The 16,593-nt window shown below is 56.0% G+C and carries 12 protein-coding genes; 5 read left to right on the forward strand and 7 right to left on the reverse strand.

Annotated features, from left to right (window positions below; genetic code table 11):
- Positions 1-504: 504 nt before the first annotated feature.
- Together Fuma_RS28815 and Fuma_RS28820 are read left to right on the forward strand one after the other, a co-directional pair.
- A complete protein-coding gene (locus tag Fuma_RS28815; protein ID WP_077027158.1) occupies positions 505-1,020 on the forward strand; it encodes an RNA polymerase sigma factor in 516 nt (171 codons plus the stop codon).
- On the forward strand, positions 1,017-1,541 hold the full coding sequence (locus Fuma_RS28820; protein WP_077027159.1) for a hypothetical protein: 525 nt from the start codon (positions 1,017-1,019) through the stop codon (positions 1,539-1,541). Before Fuma_RS28815 ends, Fuma_RS28820 begins: the two co-directional genes overlap by 4 nt.
- 7 nt (positions 1,542-1,548) lie before the next feature.
- Here Fuma_RS28820 and Fuma_RS28825 read toward each other — a convergent pair whose 3' ends face one another.
- A complete protein-coding gene (locus Fuma_RS28825) occupies positions 1,549-3,672 on the reverse strand; it encodes an acetylxylan esterase family protein (RefSeq protein ID WP_077027160.1) in 2,124 nt (707 codons plus the stop codon).
- A gap of 392 nt (positions 3,673-4,064) precedes the next feature.
- Here Fuma_RS28825 and Fuma_RS28830 point away from each other — a divergent pair, with 392 nt between their 5' ends.
- Positions 4,065-4,622 (forward strand): hypothetical protein, encoded by a 558-nt coding sequence (locus tag Fuma_RS28830; RefSeq protein WP_077027161.1) that lies wholly within the window; start codon positions 4,065-4,067, stop codon positions 4,620-4,622.
- A gap of 191 nt (positions 4,623-4,813) precedes the next feature.
- Positions 4,814-9,172 (forward strand): cytochrome c biogenesis protein CcsA, encoded by a 4,359-nt coding sequence (locus Fuma_RS28835; protein WP_077027162.1) that lies wholly within the window; start codon positions 4,814-4,816, stop codon positions 9,170-9,172.
- Between the two features lie 65 nt (positions 9,173-9,237).
- On the opposite strand, the gene Fuma_RS28840 is transcribed toward Fuma_RS28835, so the two are convergent.
- Positions 9,238-9,804: a cytochrome c oxidase subunit 3 family protein gene (locus tag Fuma_RS28840; protein ID WP_145944433.1), complete on the reverse strand. Its 567-nt coding sequence runs from the start codon at positions 9,802-9,804 to the stop codon at positions 9,238-9,240.
- A gap of 165 nt (positions 9,805-9,969) precedes the next feature.
- Between Fuma_RS28840 and Fuma_RS28845 the strand changes: the two genes are divergently transcribed.
- A complete protein-coding gene (locus Fuma_RS28845; protein ID WP_077027164.1) occupies positions 9,970-10,542 on the forward strand; it encodes a glutathione peroxidase in 573 nt (190 codons plus the stop codon).
- A 113-nt stretch (positions 10,543-10,655) separates the two neighbouring features.
- Here the strand turns inward: Fuma_RS28845 and Fuma_RS28850 are convergent, their stop codons facing one another.
- The 5 genes from Fuma_RS28850 to Fuma_RS28870 form a co-directional block, all read right to left on the reverse strand.
- The gene (locus Fuma_RS28850; RefSeq protein WP_077028618.1) at positions 10,656-11,825 is read right to left on the reverse strand and encodes an aminotransferase class V-fold PLP-dependent enzyme; all 1,170 of its coding nucleotides are present in this window, start codon (positions 11,823-11,825) and stop codon (positions 10,656-10,658) included.
- A 155-nt stretch (positions 11,826-11,980) separates the two neighbouring features.
- Positions 11,981-13,387: an MATE family efflux transporter gene (locus Fuma_RS28855; RefSeq protein WP_077027165.1), complete on the reverse strand. Its 1,407-nt coding sequence runs from the start codon at positions 13,385-13,387 to the stop codon at positions 11,981-11,983.
- Positions 13,388-13,560: 173 nt separating this feature from the next.
- A complete protein-coding gene (gene crcB, locus Fuma_RS28860) occupies positions 13,561-13,965 on the reverse strand; it encodes a fluoride efflux transporter CrcB (RefSeq protein ID WP_077027166.1) in 405 nt (134 codons plus the stop codon).
- 215 nt (positions 13,966-14,180) lie between these two features.
- Positions 14,181-15,404, reverse strand: a complete 1,224-nt coding sequence (locus Fuma_RS28865) for an outer membrane protein assembly factor BamB family protein (protein WP_145944434.1) — start codon at positions 15,402-15,404, stop codon at positions 14,181-14,183.
- A gap of 66 nt (positions 15,405-15,470) precedes the next feature.
- On the reverse strand, positions 15,471-16,550 hold the full coding sequence (locus Fuma_RS28870; protein ID WP_077027168.1) for a hypothetical protein: 1,080 nt from the start codon (positions 16,548-16,550) through the stop codon (positions 15,471-15,473).
- Positions 16,551-16,593 lie beyond the last annotated feature (43 nt).

Below are 16,593 nucleotides of genomic sequence, written 5' to 3' on the forward strand. Positions count from 1 at the left end.
CCTCCAGTGTGGCAATTCGCCGCCAGCGTGATTAAAGAATGATGGAGGTTATCGCTGTCTTGCAGCCGGCACAAATTGCGCGACATATATTGTACTGTGGCCCGCTAGCGAAGCCAGTTCCGCATTGGCCCCGCCATTGCGGGCGAATCCTTGAGGCGTGGCCGTAGCAACAAGGTTGTTGCATTCATCGCGTGCTGCCTTCAAGCAAGAAAAACTATTGATTTCTACTTACTAGCTATTCGATTTACAGCTGTCCTGCTAGGCGAGTTCTTCGCTGGACTGGAAGAAGGTGCCGACTGTGAGATTGTGAATGTTGGTAACCACTGGTTGACTACAAGCCTGCTCGCGAGTGCTACGCTGCCAACGTCTTAGGTAAATTGGAGGTTGATAGTCCGACTCGGAGTGATCTCGCTACAGTTGCCGGCAATTCTATAATTCCTCCTGTTTTCTGAAGAAGTCCCCTGCCCTGCGGCGTGTTAATTCTGACGGCACGCATGTCAGACAATGAATCGAGCGGCAAGTTTGCGGGATGAACTGGAAAATACATACCGTTCGCACCGTCAGGGTTTGTTTTCCCTGGCGATGTCGATCACAGGATGTCGCCAGTCGGCCGAAGATGCCGTGCATTCGGCGTTCGAACGTTTGTGCCGCTCCACCAGACCGGACGGGGATGTCGTGAACTATGTGTTTGCGGCCGTGCGCAACGCGGCTCGCGATGCACTACGTTCGAATCAACGCGCCGCAAAATCGCGCGAGTCCATTTTCAACGGGGCTGTTTCGGACGGCACGGAGACTACTGATCCAGCCAGCGACGTGTTGAACGCGGAACGTGACCAGATCCTTCGAGCTGCCATGGAAGATCTTGGCGACGATGCTCGTGAAGTTGTGGTGATGAAGATTTTTGCAGAACTGACGTTCGATGCGATCGGTGAGGTGCTAAATCAACCGGCGAAGACCGTAGCGACTCGGTATCGTCGAGCGTTAATCAGACTGGAAGAAAAACTGCGAGGTCAGTTATGACAGAGTCACGTATCGAAGATTTGCTGCGGCAGATGCCGCTGGCCGAACCATCAACGGAACTGGATGGACGCGTCACCGCGTCATTGAACGCGGCACCAGTCGCAAGCGTGCTGCGCGGTCGACGTTCGGTTTCGTGGAGTGTGCTGACGGCTGTCGCGGTGTTGTGTTTGCTGATTGGAGCGGTGGCTGGCCATTTAACGGGCAGTAACCAGGCGATGGCCGGAGCGTCTTCAGCATCACCACAGTCTGAACCAGATTCGACTTCACAAAGCGATGCTGCAGTAGGTGTGCGGATTGTTGAAATCACGAACGATGATGTCTTGCAGCGAGTTCAGGGGCCGGGGGTTGCAATGCTGTGTGCGATGAAACTCATCGGTTCCAATGCCACAAACGAACAATGCCTGCAATGTCACGCGGGGTTGCCGGACGCGAAAATGCGGTTTCGTGAACAACACATGAATGACGCTCGATTTGCCACTTGCATGTGGTGTCACGAAACCGACGAAACGGCCCGCCCGTAACTCAATTTCATTTGGCGGTGAAAATATCAACCGTGCCATCCCAGGTCACAACGCTGTCGCTCGCCGATGCGTTTTGGCCTGATGGGATTTTCAGCAGTGCGGGCAGGTCGCCATATTTGACGGCTCCGGGAAGGAAGTCAGCGTGTTTCCAACTGGTCAGATTCGCAAAGCGGAAGTCACGGTTGTCGACGGCGACTGTTTTGAACTCGTCGCCCGCGATCACTCGGGCCGCCGCCAAAAGCGGAGTTCCACCGTTGACTCCCAAAGCGTGCAATGCTTTCGGGCTGTGTTCGTCGCCATTGATCCAGGCCGTGACGGTCAGGATGTCGTGAACTCGGCGAGCAAACACGGTGTCGTTGTAGCAGTAGGTGTAACCAGCGAATTGTCGCGGGTTGGCAACGGTCGGATTTTCTTTCAGGGCCACGCCATTGGTCGTGAACTCGCCCTGACCGTACAGATCGACTCCAACAACAGAAAATCCCTGGTCGATCAGTTTCAGCAGGTCGGCGTGAGGCTTCCCATTCGGAAACATGCCCGCTTTGCCCTGGCCATCGATCCACAGAACGACCTGTTGATTCCATTCAACGGCTTTCGGGTAAACCGAAACGATGGGCAGTTGTTCGCCTTCGGTGGTCAAGGTGATGATGTCACCAAATTCCCAGTAGCCGGCTCGTTCTTCTTTCCACACTTTGGTGCGCTGCACGTCTTCCGACTTCGGCACGTTGCGGCCGATCAGAGTTTCCCATGCAGTGCGGATCGTGCTGAAGTAGTTTTGAGTTTCGGTGTCGCCTTCAGGGGCGTGATGGTGCAGCGCGTCGAGATCGCGTTCGTTCAGTTGCTGCAGCAGTTTTCGTTCGTAATCGGCGCCGCCATCGGGAGCCGGATGTTCATCGTTCCAAACCGTGTATTCTTCGGGCGTCAGTGGCTTCCAGTCCTGTTCGATGATCGGTTTTTCAAAGCCGAGATCCATGTGTTTGTTGAACCATTCGTACATGATTTTGCGTGTGACAGCGTTGTAGTTGTGAGGGAAGTGCAACATCGGTTCGCAGGAAACGTTGTCGGGCACGCCGAGCATCGCGTACAGCTTCTGCAGTTCCGGATAACCTTTGGTCATCATTTCTTTGGTCCAGTCGTTGGCCGCCGTCATCCCCTGTGGTTTCGGAGCAAACAACGCCGCGAGTTCCACGTTGCCGGTGCCAACTCGCAGCAGGCTGCAGTTTTCGCACGTGCAACCGCCCTGCATGCTGGTGGACACCATGCCGTTGGGGAATCCTGCGATGTGACGGTCGTCGATGGCTCCCAGCAGAATGGTTTGAGTTCCGCCGCCGCTGCCACCCGTGACTGCCATGCGAGAGGCGTCGACATCTGGCAGGCTTTCCAGAAAGTCGAGTCCTCGGACGCAGTTCCACGTTTGCAGACCAAGAATACTGTGCAGTCGCGATTCTGCCTGAGGACTGTAGAAGCCCCAGCGATCGTTGGTTTCGAATTCGGGGCGTGGCTTGCCGTATCCGTGGGCCACCTGACGCGAAATCTGATGACTGTCAACGTAGCCCAGCATGTCAAAAATAAACGTCACGCAACCCATGCGAGCCAATTGGGCACACCGCGCCAGCTTGGGGAAACGTCCGGACCGTTTGTGAAGTTCAGCACCGCTTTTGATCAACTCATCCATCTTCGCTTCGCCGTAATCCTGTTGCCGTCCGCCGTGACCGTGAGGACACAACACGGCTGGACGTTTCGAAGTGGCTTCGCCGTCGGGACGGAACAACAAGCCGCTGACAAAGTGGCCAGGCAGGCTTTCGAAGTACACTTTCTCGACTGTGAATCCGTCGCGTTGAACTTTGCCGTGAATGACAGTGTTCAGTGGCGTTTTTTCCGGCATGGGGTACAGGCCGGTTGCGATCTGGACGCGGAGTTTGAGTTCCGCCTTTCGCTGTTCCCATTCGGCCTTCGACGCGGGTACTTCAAACGGAAAGTAGCCATTCAGGTCTTTAGGAGCTTTCAGCCGCACGTCGTCCGGTTGTTGACCGACGTCGAAGACTCGGTGCTGAGCGGGGTCGCCGTCGGCCGTCGCATGGGCGATGGTCGTCGCAGAAATGGCAAACAGCAGGAAAAGACGGGTATTTTGCATGGCGGGAGTCTCAAAATCAGGAGGCGGGACGAGGGTTGGCTCTTGCCGAAACGGTGTCGGTACAAGTTGCGCAATCGCTACAGTTTGTATCGTAGCGAGAACGAATTCCAACCCAAACCAACGGCGGAAGGGTGCCGAAGTTTCATCCGCCGTAGTGTGGAGCTCGGGGGCGACGCCGGGCTCGGATTTCGGGACCGCTGGAATTCTCATTCCGGCGAGCCAACCGGGCGGCGCATGATTTTCGGTCGATTCGTGCGTACAATACGTGGTTCCTGCCTTTCGAATGCCGCGAGCCGACTTCGGCCAACCAGTTTTGACTCAGCGGCGGTCCATTCGTTTCCCACCGCTTAATTTCGCATTCCTGCCCACCTGACGGTCATTGCTCCGTATTTATGTCTGCAGTTTTTATTAGCCCCAAAGCTACGGTGTTGCTGGTCCTTTTTCTGTTTGTCGGCTGCGGGCCGGAAGCCGAGATTCGCCAGTACACGATCAAATCCGAAAACGAACGCGTCTTCACCAGCGATCTGCTCCGTGACGAATTCGGCTCAATCCCATTTGAGTGGGACGTGCCCGACGAATGGACGATCGCAGAGAACGACCAGTTCAGCAAAGTGGCATGGAGCGTCGGGCCGAAAGCTGAGCAGGTTCGGATCACGCTTAGCGACCTGCCCATCGCCGCCGGACTCGTGCCGCAGTTGAATCGCTGGCGCGGGCAGATTTCGATTGAACTGGATTCCAAAGACGATCCGATGGACGGCACGGAAACGCTGAAGGTCGGCGACATTGACGCGACATACGTTGATTTCAAAGGCCCCGACGCAACAATTTTGGGGCTGTTGATTCCCTTCGAAAGCAAGATGTGGATTTTTAAGCTGACCGGCAGCAATGAACTGGTGGACCAACAGAGAGATGCGTTTCGGAAGTTCGCAGAAAGCGTCACGGTTCCGTAGCTTGACTCACCAGAACCAACCCGTTGCCATGCGTAACAGGCCGACAGAATTGAGTGCTTATTGGCTCACTACACGGCCTTCCAGATAAGCTGACACACATACATCGTCCGAGTGAAATTTTAACGACGTCGTAAGGGGCTGGGATCGGAAAGATCGAGCTGCGACGCCGCGACCAAGCAGGATAAAGACACATGTCATCAACAGCACTCCCCGGCGACCTGTCTTCCCGTGAGCGCGCGAGCGCGGGCGAGGATTCAATCACGGCGTTTACGTGGAAGTGCATCTATGCACTCGCGTCGCTGAAGCTGACGTGCGTGATGTTCCTGCTGGGAATGTTTGTCGTGTTCGTGGGCAGTTTGGCTCAGGCTCGACGCGACGTCTGGCTGGTGGTTGGACAATACTTCCGCACCTACGTGGCGTGGATCGACGTGGCCGACTTCTTTCCACCATCGATGTTCCCGAGCCTCGTTGACTACGATTGGAATTCGCTTGGTGCGCTACGGATGATCCCGTTCCCCGGCGGCTGGACGATCGGCTGGATCATGCTGGCGAACCTTACGGCCGCTCACCTGCTGCGATTTAAGATTCGGGCCGTTGGTGGGAAGTTTGCAGCGGGCATCGGCATCGCCGCTTTGGGAATTCTGTTGACGGCTGCGGTCGTGATCACTGGCAATCAACAGACGGGCGTTGAACACGGCGATTCCGTCCTGTCTCCCATGCAGATCTGGTACCTGATGCTGGGCGTTTTGGGAGTGGCTTCCGTCGTGCCTTTGGCCGTTGCGTTTACGAAATCGAGTGTGTCAAAACCCGAACGGATTCTGTTGGGCGTCATCGGCGTCCTGCTGGGCGGAGTGCTGGCCTACTTCGTGATCGGTGGCGAGGACGCTCGCTTGAATCTTTCGTCGATGCGGATTCTATGGCAGCTGCTGAAAGGCACTGCTTGTGCGGTTGTGATGTTGATCGGAAGCAATCTGCTGTTTGGCAAACGAGGCGGCATTGTGCTGCTGCATGTCGGCGTGGCGCTGCTGATGTTCAGCGAATTGCAGGTGGGTTTCTACGCCAAAGAAAACATGCTGACTCTGCAGGAAGGTCAAACGTCGTCCTTCATGCGAGACACCCGTGAACGCGAGTTGGCAATCGTGCACCGCGACGGCGACGAAGAGCACGTGACCGCCATCCCTGAAGCACGTCTGGTCGCGGCTGGCGAAGCGACCGATGCCGAGGACAAAATCATTCCGCTGAAGGATCTGCCGTTCGTTGTGCGAGTCGAATCCTTCCTCCGCAACAGCCGTTTGCGACCGATGCTGCCGGACGACGATAAGCAGGCCACGAGCGGTCTCGGCACGTTTGCGGCGCCCGTGGAAATTGACCCTGTCACGGGCATGGATGATTCGCATGATATGAGTTCTCTGCGAATCACGCTGCTGGATGCGGAAAGCGGCAAAGAACTGGACACTCTGCTGTGTGCTCAGGACGTCAGCGAAATGCGTTCGGTGCCGATTGCTGAACAAGCGACCGTCGGCGACGACGACTATCAGTTCTATCTGCGATTCCAGCGCAACTACAAAGATTACGAAGTCGAACTGCTGGACGTCAGTCGCACCAACTACGTGGGATCAGCTACACCGCGAGACTACCGTTCAAAGATCGTGATCCGCGACAGCGAAACGGGGGAAGCGGAAGAGTACGCGTTGTGGATGAACAACCCACTTCGATACAAGGGCGAAACGTTTTACCAAAGCGGTTACAACGAACTGCCGAACGGTACAGAAATGACCACGCTGTCAGTGGTGCGAAACACCGGCTGGATGCTGCCGTATATCGCGTGCATGATTGTGGCGGTCGGCATGTTCGCTCAGTTTGGTCAGACGCTCGGCCGGTACCTGTCGCGTCTTGATCGAACGGGCGATCCTTCGCCCCGCCCCGTGGTCGATGGCGGCGCTTCAAGTCTGCCTGAAGGGATTCGCGGTTCGTCCGCTTCGGAAGCCGCTGCGGTTGCATTGGCGAAAGTTGCTGCGAAGGAAAATGAAGAGCCCGAACAAAAATCTATCTGGCCAATTGTCGTTCCCATCTTTCTGGTGCTGCTAAGTGCCGGCTGGTTGGCGGGTAAAACTCGCACGCCAAAACCAAATCCGGATTCAATGAACCTGTACGGGTTTGCTCAGATTCCGGTGGCATGGAAGGGGCGAGCTCAACCGGTGGATTCGTTCGCTCGCACACAACTATTGATGACGTCACACAAGTCGACCTTCCGAGGCGAACTTAGCGCGGGCGAACTGGATCACCCGGAAAAGCGGGAAGAGATTCTGGCAGCAGTGGCCAAGTACTGGCCTTCGGTAGATGCCGAGGAACTCGAAGATTTTTCCGGTGAATACAACGACTGGATCGAACGCATCATGAAGGACACGTCGTCAGGACGGGAAGCGGTCGAGGAACGGATGCGGGACATCATGGTGGAACGCATGCCAGCCGTACGCTGGTTTCTGGACGTGGCCGCTCGGCCCGAACTGGCCAAGCGACATCGCATCATCAAGATCGACGATGACCAGGTGCTGTCTCTCCTGGGGCTCGAAAAACGAGCCGGGCTGACGTATTCCGTTGACGAAGTTCAGGAGAATCTGGAAGAGCTGCAGGATATCAATCGCGAAGGTCTGAAGCTGGAGATGGCGGATCAACAGCACCGCATGACTCAGCTGCAACGCCGCGTCGTGGAACTGTTCCGCACGGTCGGTCGAGTTGATTCTTTGCAGAATATTTTCCTTGTCCGTGATTCCGAAAGCCTGCTGGATTCCGTGGTCAAAGCCTGGTGGGTGTTGAATCGCCTGGGCGACAGTCCTGCAATTATGGCTGTGCCGACCGGTTCGGAGAACGAACAACGAAGTTGGGAAACATTGATTGCGGCGAGTGCTTTGCGGAACGTGTCAAAGGAATTTCGCGATGCCGATTTGGACAGTCGTGATCAGGTTGAAAACTATGTGAGCAACGTGCTGCCACGCAAACTAGTGACGGACGCGGTGGCTGGCAGCGTGGCGATTCTGAAGTCGTCCGAAGCTGCGAAGGCCAAAGACGCGGGCGAAGAGATGGCTGCCGACGCGGTGACAACGAAGGCAAAAGCCGCTGCGGAATCGATGGAAGATCCGTTCCTGAAGAAGGTGCTGACCATCATCGGCGATGCCGAACCTGAGGAAACGGCTGAACAGATGCTGGCCGATGTGTCTGACGATGAGGTTCGGCAGATTGCCAGCGAACGCATTTCGTCTGAGATGTTCCAGGTGTTTGAAGAACTGCGTCAGAACGGTTCGGATAAGCGTCTGGCGACAATTCGCACCAACCTGCAGGCCGTCGGCGGCGACGACGAAGCGGAGTTGGCAGTCAGGATGAACAGTGAATTGCTCAAGGTCGTGCTGGACGATCTGGACAAACGCGTGGGTGGTCTGATCTACGGTGACGATGGCTTCGAAGCGTTCGAGCAGGGTTCCGAATCGATGATCAACATTCTGACCGCATGGCGCGAAGGCGATGTGCAATCCTTTAACAGCAACGTGTCAGAATACCGCGAATATCTGTCCGCTCATCCGTTGCCACACGTCAATGCGTCACTGGTTAGCGAAGAAGCGTTCTTCAATTACTTCGAACCATTCATGAAGGCGATTTATCTGTATCTGCCGGTGATGGTGTTGTCATTCTTAAGCTGGATCGTGTGGCCGAAGACGTTGCGGCGCAGTGCATTTTGGTTGATGGGGCTGGCGTTCGTTGTACACACGGTGGCGCTATTGATGCGCATGCATATTTCCGGGCGTCCACCGGTGACGAATCTATATTCTTCGGCCATCTTCATTGGCTGGGCCGTAGTCGGCGCCGGGTTCTTTGTCGAGAAGCTATTGAAAAACGGCATCGGCAATATTCTGGGCGCGTCGGTTGGCATGGCGACGCTGGTGATCGCTCATTATCTCGCTCGTGATGAAGGCGACACGATGGGCGTTATGCAGGCGGTGCTGGACACGACCTTCTGGCTGGCGACTCATGTGGTCTGTATCACGCTGGGGTACGCGGCCACGTTTTTAGCAGGAGCGATGGCAATCGCATACTGCTTTATGGCGAACTTCGGCGGCCCCAAAGCCAAGGCCGATCTGCCGAAGCTTGGCAAGATGATTTACGGCGTGCTGTGCTTCGCCGTGTTCTTCAGTCTGGTCGGAACGGTTCTCGGCGGACTGTGGGCCGACGATTCATGGGGCCGTTTTTGGGGCTGGGATCCGAAGGAAAACGGAGCGATGCTGATCGTGATGTGGAACGCATTGATCCTGCACGCTCGCTGGGACAAGATGATCCGCGACTACGGCACGGCTGTGCTGGCAATGTTCGGCAACATCGTGACGGCGTGGAGCTGGTTTGGCGTGAACGAACTGAAAGCCGGTCTGCACACCTACGGCTTCACCGAAGGCCGGTTGCTGGCTTTGTTGGTGTTCATGTCACTGCAGACCATCATCATTGCCGGTGCCATGATTCCGGCGATTGGCAAGTCGGCGAATGACAGGATTGAACCGGTGTAGCGGTCGTGGTGTTTTCTGGCCGTTCTTTCGGGCAGTCGCCTGACTCACGCGAGTCAGGCTTTTAACTACGCGGCCACTGTGAAGACCCACAGGATCCCCAGCCACACAATTCCCAAAGCGTGCCAGAACCACGCGGCAAAGGCGACGCCGAAATAGTATTCGTGGTCATAGCGGTCGTAAAACGATGCCAGCGTAACCCACATCAGGACAGACTGGGCGATCAGGAAATGCATCGCATGCATCGCCACAAACATGAACACGAACCCGTGCGTGTTCAGTTGTGAAGTTTGCTGAACTGTCGTGCCCTTCAGGAAACTCCACATTCCGAACGACTGGACTCCTACAAACAGCGTTGCGAAACCCAAAGCCAGAAGAAGGGCTCGTCGAAATCTGGCCTGACGCTCGACCTTCACGTTTGTCAAAGCGGCGTGAAGGAACCAGCTTCCCAGCAACAAAAACACGGTGCAGAATTGGAAGGCGGCAGGCAGTCGCAGGCGGTCACTGGGCGGTGGGGCTTTGAATATCAATGCCAGTGACCACGCCACAGCGATGCAGACCGCAACTTGAAGAACTGTCGCCAGGAAGAAGCGACGAACCATCAGGCTTTGGTTTTCTGCCCAGCGTGAAGACATATGTCGGGGCCACAAAATCGGGGCTGTGGACTTGCCAGATGAGATGTTCCGGCAAGAATGAGAACATTCGCGACGGGCGAATTGGCGGAGTCCGGACACCGATGTTCACATTGTAGTGATCACCTCCGAGTTTGTCCGGCGTTTTTAGCACAGGAGAAACCCAGAATGAAACTGTTTAGTCTTGCGGCTCTGACCGCACTTATGATTGCAGGAGCAAACGGCATGGCGGACGATGAGAAGCAGGAAGCGAAGACACCAGATTCCGTCCACGACTTCAAAGTGAAATCGCTCGACGGCAAAGAGGTGGAACTGGAAAAGTACAAGGGCAAAGTGCTGCTGGTGGTGAATGTGGCCAGCCAGTGCGGAGCAACACCGCAATACACTCAGTTGCAGGAACTGCACGACAAGTACGCGGACAAAGGGTTGGTTGTCATGGGCTTTCCATGCAATCAGTTTGGAGCTCAGGAACCCGGCAGTGCGGAAGAGATCAAGGAATTTTGCTCAACGAAGTACCGAGTCAAGTTTCCGATGTTTTCGAAGATCGACGTCAACGGCGACGAACAGGCACCGATCTATGATTTTCTGAAGAGTAACTCAGACGATCACACAAACATCGGCTGGAACTTCGAGAAATTCATCGTCAGCAAAGATGGCAAAGTGGCCGCTCGGTTCAAAACGCGAACCAAACCAAATGCTCCAGAGGTATTGAAGATTCTCGAAGAGGAACTGGCGAAGTAAGTCTTGTGTTGCACGCAGAATGAATCTGTATGAGGCCGAGGGCAAGCGGGCCCTCGGCTTTCTTTATGCGCTGCACGTTTGGCGATGAACTCGAATTACGACACATCGCCGGCCTATCGCAAGTGCCGCGACTGGTTCACTGCATTCAGCAGCTTGTCGATATCCTCTTGTGAATTGTAAAGATGAGCTGATACACGCAGGAAGCGTCGCCCATTCCAGGCGGCGACCGGAAGTTCGATGCCGTGTTCATCGCGAAGTTCCAACTGTAATGGATCCGGATGCCCGTGGTAGCCGGGTTTCCAGTCGGCCGGTTGAGGCAATTCGACGGCGCACATACTGACAACGTCGGCTTCGGTCGACGTGCAAAACGGACCAATGCCGTCCATGGCCAGAAGTTCTCGACGAGCATGGCAGATCAGCTTGTGGGCGTGCTGGCGGAACGTGTCGAGGCCGAGTTCACTAAAGAATTCGATGGCGGCAGGAATGGAGAGTAACGGCGCGGGGTCTCGCGTTCCCAGCCAGTTGATGCGGTCCTGCCAGCACGATGGTCGACCGGCAATCGAACCACCCCAGCTTGTGATCGGGCAACGGATCTTGCCGTGGTGTTTTGGGTGAGCCCACAGAAAACCGCTACCGAACGGAGCACACAGCCATTTGTGACAGCTGGCACAATAGTAGTCACAGCCGATATCGTCCAGATGGACGTCGAGCATCGCGATGGCATGCGGGCCGTCGATCGCCGTCAGGATGCCGTATCGTTTCGCAAGTTGGCAGATGGCTTTCACGGGCAGAATGGCAGCCGTCGGCGATGTGACATGACTGATGACAATCATCTTCGTGTTGTCGCTGATGGCGTTTTCAAGGGCCGTGACGATGCCTTCGTCGTCCAGCGGGAACGGCAGTTGAGCGGTGATGATTTTGGCGCCGGTCTGCTGACTTTTGTGGTTCCAGATGTTGCGGACGGCTCCGTATTCGTGATCGGTCAGCAGCACTTCGTCGCCCGGCTTCAGGTCGACGCTTTCGGCAACGATGTTCATCGCGACGGTAGCGTTGTCGACCAAAGCCAGACGAGCGGCTTTTGTGTGCAGGAATTTTGCCAGGTGTTCGGCGGCGACGTGCAGTTCGGCTTCCATGTCCTGGCAGAAGAATCGCATCGGCTGGCGTTCCAGCCTTGCGGACCACTCTTCACGTGCTTTGCGTACCGCGATCGGCGAAGGACCAAATGAGCCGTGATTTAGGTATGTAGTTGATGGATCAAGATTCCAGTGGTCGGCGTGTGGCATGGAGTTTCCCTGGCCTGAATTTTCAGAGTCGTGCAGTTTCGCTTTTCTGGATTTGGTCGTGTGCGAAGCCACGTTTGAATCGTCGCTTGTCTGCCTGCGAATCACTGGCGATTCGGTGCTTGCTTGGTGTTGCGCGTACCTGCGGCCGGACGCCGCTATGTCAGGTGAATCTTCTTCCACTTCCCGGACAGGAATCGCCACAACATCGCGGACCCCATCAGCATGATGTGAGCGGTACACGTCAGCCACAGGTGCTGAATGGTGGCTCCTTCGCTGCGAACGATCAACCATGCCGGCAACGTCATAACAAACCAGCTCGAAAGCATCGTGATCAGCATCGGAAACAACGTGTCTCCTGCCCCCCGCAGCGCGGACGCAAAGACGACTGCAAGAGCATCGAAGATCGAATAAATGGCGACAAACGTCAGTAAGCGACTCGCCGCCGGAAGGATGCTCTCAATGCTGGGCCCGGAATCGGAGTTAGGATCGGTGAACGCCAGGAACGGTTGCAGACAGGTTTCTGGAAAGAACACCAGCAAAACAGCAGCGACACCCGTCCACACGATGCCCATTCGAATTGCGTTCCACGTCGTGCGAATCGCGGCGCTTTGCAGATTGGCTCCGATGTGATGTCCCACCAGCGTTTGAACGGCCGTCCCGAAGCCGAGCAGTGGAACAAAGATGACAGCGTTGACGCTGAATGCCAGATTTGTGGCGGCCATATCGTCGCGACTTAGACTTCCCACGATAAACAGAAATGCGAGGAAGCCTGAGTTGTCAACAAAGTAGTGCAGTCCGCTGGGGACGCCAAACTTCAGGTACTTTTTGAGTATCTGGGCGTCGGGTTTCCAGGTCGATCGCAGTGGGTATTCGCTGCGTCGACTGTGCAGATAGATCAGCACTGAGAACATTGCGATGTCGCAGCAGCGAGCCAGCAAGGTTCCCACCGCCGCTCCGGTGATGCCCATTTCCGGCAGGCCCCAGTTGCCGAAGATGAGTGCGTAATCCAGCACGACGTTGATCATCACGCTAATGATATTCACCCACATGACGATCGCTGTCTTCTGGCGACCGCTGAAAAAACAACTGAGGGCATTGGATAGCAGCAGCAGCACACTGCCGCCGCACAGCGTGTTGAAGTAGGCGGTTTCCTGAGCCACCATGGTTTCGCTGTGCCCGGCCAGCGTGAACAGTGGTTGCGCAAACGGCAGGAACGCGATCAGGAGCAGTCCAGAAACAATCGCCAGCCAGATGCACTGCCACAGTGACGCCGCCAGTTCGCGAGGCTTGTTGGCACCGTCAAACTGGGCGATAAACGTATTCGCATACAGGATTGTTCCCAGAGGAATGCACACGACCGTCCAGTGCAACATGCCGGCGGGCATTACGGCGGCGATAACGTCCAGTGCCGTGCCGGGGGGAGCGTCGCTGGGGCTGTATCCAGCCAGCATGACGCGATCGGCAAGGTTCATCAGCGAATGCGAACCAGCACTGATGATCAGCGGCAGCGAAACAACAAACAGCTCGCGAAAACTGCCGGGGTGATGATGAGCGGTGGGCATTTGAGGTGGTTTAGGGAACTCCGTTATTGGATCCGGTTGGGTGGGCTTCAGTGGCTTGTAGGACGCGGTGTGTCTCTACAGACCTTGCGGCGGTCAACAGAGAATGGTGCCGGTATTCGGCAAGAATACGGGGCGAATGGATCAACAGGGGGCACGTTTGGGGGGACGGAACATTAACCGGACGTTTCGCCACTCACAAACATGCCAGCCACTGCCATGCCTGCCCACACCAGCAACAGTCCGGCAAACACGTTCACGCTAAGATTGGCGAGTGCTGCCCGGACACGCCCACTTTGCAGCAGGATCAGAGAATCCAGGGCGAATGTGGAAAATGTGGTCAATGATCCCAACAGGCCGGTGATCAAAAGGCGTTGCATCACGGGCGACACGTGCGACGTTTTCAGGACCAGCGTCCAGAGGATCCCGATGGCAAAGCAACCGAGCAGGTTGACGGCGATCGTTGCCACAAATGCAAGTTCAGTACCAACCGTCTTCACGATGGCGGCGGACGTGTAAAACCGCAGCAGAGCTCCAGCGAAGCCACCAATGCCGACGGCGATGGGGAGGGATAGATTCATGAGCAGATCGTGTCGCCTGACTCCAATGATTCGAGCGGTTTCGATTCATGTAAACGTTGCCGCGCCAATTGTGATACCTGAGGAACCTGGCGGAGAATGATCTTTCAGCGGGATGCGACTCGGTGATCATCGACGCCCTGAACTCGACTTCGGCGAACCAACGCACATCGCGATTTTCCGATTCGACTTGCCAGCCTCCGTCGAATGGTCTCGACTTAGAACGGCTTCGCAAATTTCCACAGGTGGCCATCGCTGCGAATGTATAAAGCGTCGTCGGCAGCGGCCGGGCTGCTGAGAATTGTTTCGCCGAGGTCCAGTTCCGAAACGATTTCGCCTTTGTCTTTCGACGGCTTGACCACAAACGCTTTTCCTTCTTCATTAAAGAAGAACAGGTGACCATTGGATGCCAGAGGAGTGCCACTGAACTTCCCCTTCAGCCGCAGTTGCCACAGACGCTTGCCGGTTTCAGCATCGCCCGCCGAAAGAGCTCCGGACGAATTCACGACAAACGCCATGCCATCCAGTACGACCGGACTGGAAGTTGACGGCGACAGGTTCGAAGCGTTCCAACCTTCTTCGATGGATTTTCCATCTGCCGTTGGTTTGACGGTCGTGAGTCCATGCGACGGAATGAAGACTGTGCCGTCGATCACCGACGATGAAGAAATCGTGGACGCTCCATTATCAAATTCCCACAGTGTGTCTCCGGTTTCCGGGTCCACGGCCGTCAGTCCTTTCGATGATTGCAGCAGCGCCAATGTCGGTTCGTCATTGGTGCCGGGCAGCAGCGTGGGCGAACTCCAGTTGGCTTTGCGAGGGCGTTCGATTTTCCATTTGGTTTCGCCGGTTTCGGCATCAATGCCGACGGCGAATGCTTCGGCATCACTTTCGACCTGAGCGATCACGGTACCGTCGATGACCAGCAGTGACGACGCCATTCCGATGCTGTTACTGGCGTTTGGAAATTCTTCGCCAAGTCCTCGGTACCACAGCAGGTTGCCTGCGAGGTCCGTGCAGATCAGGTCGTTGCTGGAATAAAACGCAAACACTCGTTCGCCGTCACTGGCGGGGGTTGGAGTGGCCACGCACATTTTGTCGTGACAGCCCGTTCGCCCGGTTGCCTGGAATTGACGCTCCCACTGCGTTTCTCCGGTGGACGAGTCGAAGCTGATGATATGCAGGCGATCCTGTGAGTACCCGGAACTGGCGGTCAGATAGATCTGTTCGCCAACCGCGATCGGGCTGGATACGCCTCGCCCCGGCAGTTGCACCTTCCACGCCACGCTGCCGCCGCTAAGCTCCGTCGGCACGGTCTCGCCAGTGGCAACGGAGTTGGCAAGGTTGCCCCGAAATTGTCGCCAGTCACCGGCGGTTGTGGAACTGGTCACCATTGTTGCTGTAGTGGCGCACAGAAGTGTCAGAATGAAAAGGTGTCTCACGTTTAAGTCCCTTGTGTGATCTAAAGCGTCGCTCAAACCTGCCGCTGTTCGGCTTTGCAGAGTGCGTCAATTTACGGCCGATCCCGTATTGTCGCACACTCGAAGTTGAAACTGGTATCGCTGCGCCCAGTCCTGGTCCTGCTCATTCTGGCAGATCTTTAGCAGGATTGTGTTGGGACCTGATTGCAGTTTTACGGGCACTCGATACTGGTCCATGCTGGTGCCTCGGTGATACTCTTCTCGCCCGAACACCAGTTCTCCGTTCACCCACAGCTTCCACGCGTTCGGCGTACCCAGCCGAATTTCGGCGGACTGTTCCTTGTCGCTTTCAAAGGTTGTGGTGGCGTACATCACCGAACCCTTGTAGTTCTCGATCTGCCTGGCGATATCCACCATTCCAAAATCGTTATCGGTTTCGACTTCGCCCCACTTCACTTTGCCGAGCTGGCCGTCATATTCGGCATCCAGATCGACCGACTTTTCGGGAGGGTATTCGACGGGAAAGCCCTGCATGTCTTTGTTATCGAACGGCCCGATGATCTTCCATGCTGCCAGAAATCCGAAGTGCTTTTGAATGTCCACCTCTTCGCCAGCACTTCTCAGAGCTTTGGCGATGGTCTTGACCTGGTCTTCATGGACGGCTCCGGTCATGGCCTTGCGATACGTGGCCGTGGCGGCTTCGCCTTGCAGCGACTTGGCTTTGTTGATCAGCCGAGTCACGGCGTCGCGGCGAAATTCCGGACTGGGATCCAGCAGCATTTCGGGGATCAGAGTGTCTTCCAGCTGAGGGCTCCTTTTCAGCAGCCATTCGTACGCCAGTCGTCGAGCTGCAGGCGACTCCTGCGTGCTTTTTACGAAGGCCACCAGTTCGTCTTTGGGAAGTGAACGGCCTGCCTTGATTTCGGCATCGGCGATGGCCTCGAAAGTGCTCCGCAACCAGTTGGTCGCCAGCACCGAACTTCCCTTGAACGCCTTCAGCAACGGAAGCAGGTTTTTACTGCCTTCATTGATGAGTTCAGCACTGGCTTCACGAGCCGCAGCGGCTCCGGCGGCCGCGGGACCAACAGATTGCAAAGCTTCAATGTTGTCGGCGCGGGTCGTTGCTGTGACCAGCGTCAGCAGGATTGCGGTGCAAGTGCATTTCATTGTTGGTTCCTGTTATTTGCGTCGCTGAGCAGGGTCGAGCACG

It is taken from the genome of Fuerstiella marisgermanici, assembly GCF_001983935.1.
Taxonomy (GTDB): Bacteria; Planctomycetota; Planctomycetia; order Planctomycetales; family Planctomycetaceae; genus Fuerstiella; species Fuerstiella marisgermanici.

Excerpts from the sequence above, each read along its gene's own strand:
- Fuma_RS28835 (WP_077027162.1), top strand. The coding sequence starts at position 4,814 with ATGTCATCAACAGCACTCCCCGGCGACCTGTCTTCCCGTGAGCGCGCG.
- Fuma_RS28820 (WP_077027159.1), top strand. The coding sequence starts at position 1,017 with ATGACAGAGTCACGTATCGAAGATTTGCTGCGGCAGATGCCGCTGGCC.
- Fuma_RS28850 (WP_077028618.1), bottom strand. The coding sequence starts at position 11,825 with ATGCCACACGCCGACCACTGGAATCTTGATCCATCAACTACATACCTA.
- Fuma_RS28845 (WP_077027164.1), top strand. The coding sequence starts at position 9,970 with ATGAAACTGTTTAGTCTTGCGGCTCTGACCGCACTTATGATTGCAGGA.
- Fuma_RS28830 (WP_077027161.1), top strand. The coding sequence starts at position 4,065 with ATGTCTGCAGTTTTTATTAGCCCCAAAGCTACGGTGTTGCTGGTCCTT.
- Fuma_RS28855 (WP_077027165.1), bottom strand. The coding sequence starts at position 13,387 with ATGCCCACCGCTCATCATCACCCCGGCAGTTTTCGCGAGCTGTTTGTT.
- Fuma_RS28825 (WP_077027160.1), bottom strand. The coding sequence starts at position 3,672 with ATGCAAAATACCCGTCTTTTCCTGCTGTTTGCCATTTCTGCGACGACC.
- Fuma_RS28840 (WP_145944433.1), bottom strand. The coding sequence starts at position 9,804 with ATGTCTTCACGCTGGGCAGAAAACCAAAGCCTGATGGTTCGTCGCTTC.
- Fuma_RS28815 (WP_077027158.1), top strand. The coding sequence starts at position 505 with ATGAATCGAGCGGCAAGTTTGCGGGATGAACTGGAAAATACATACCGT.
- Fuma_RS28870 (WP_077027168.1), bottom strand. The coding sequence starts at position 16,550 with ATGAAATGCACTTGCACCGCAATCCTGCTGACGCTGGTCACAGCAACG.
- crcB (WP_077027166.1), bottom strand. The coding sequence starts at position 13,965 with ATGAATCTATCCCTCCCCATCGCCGTCGGCATTGGTGGCTTCGCTGGA.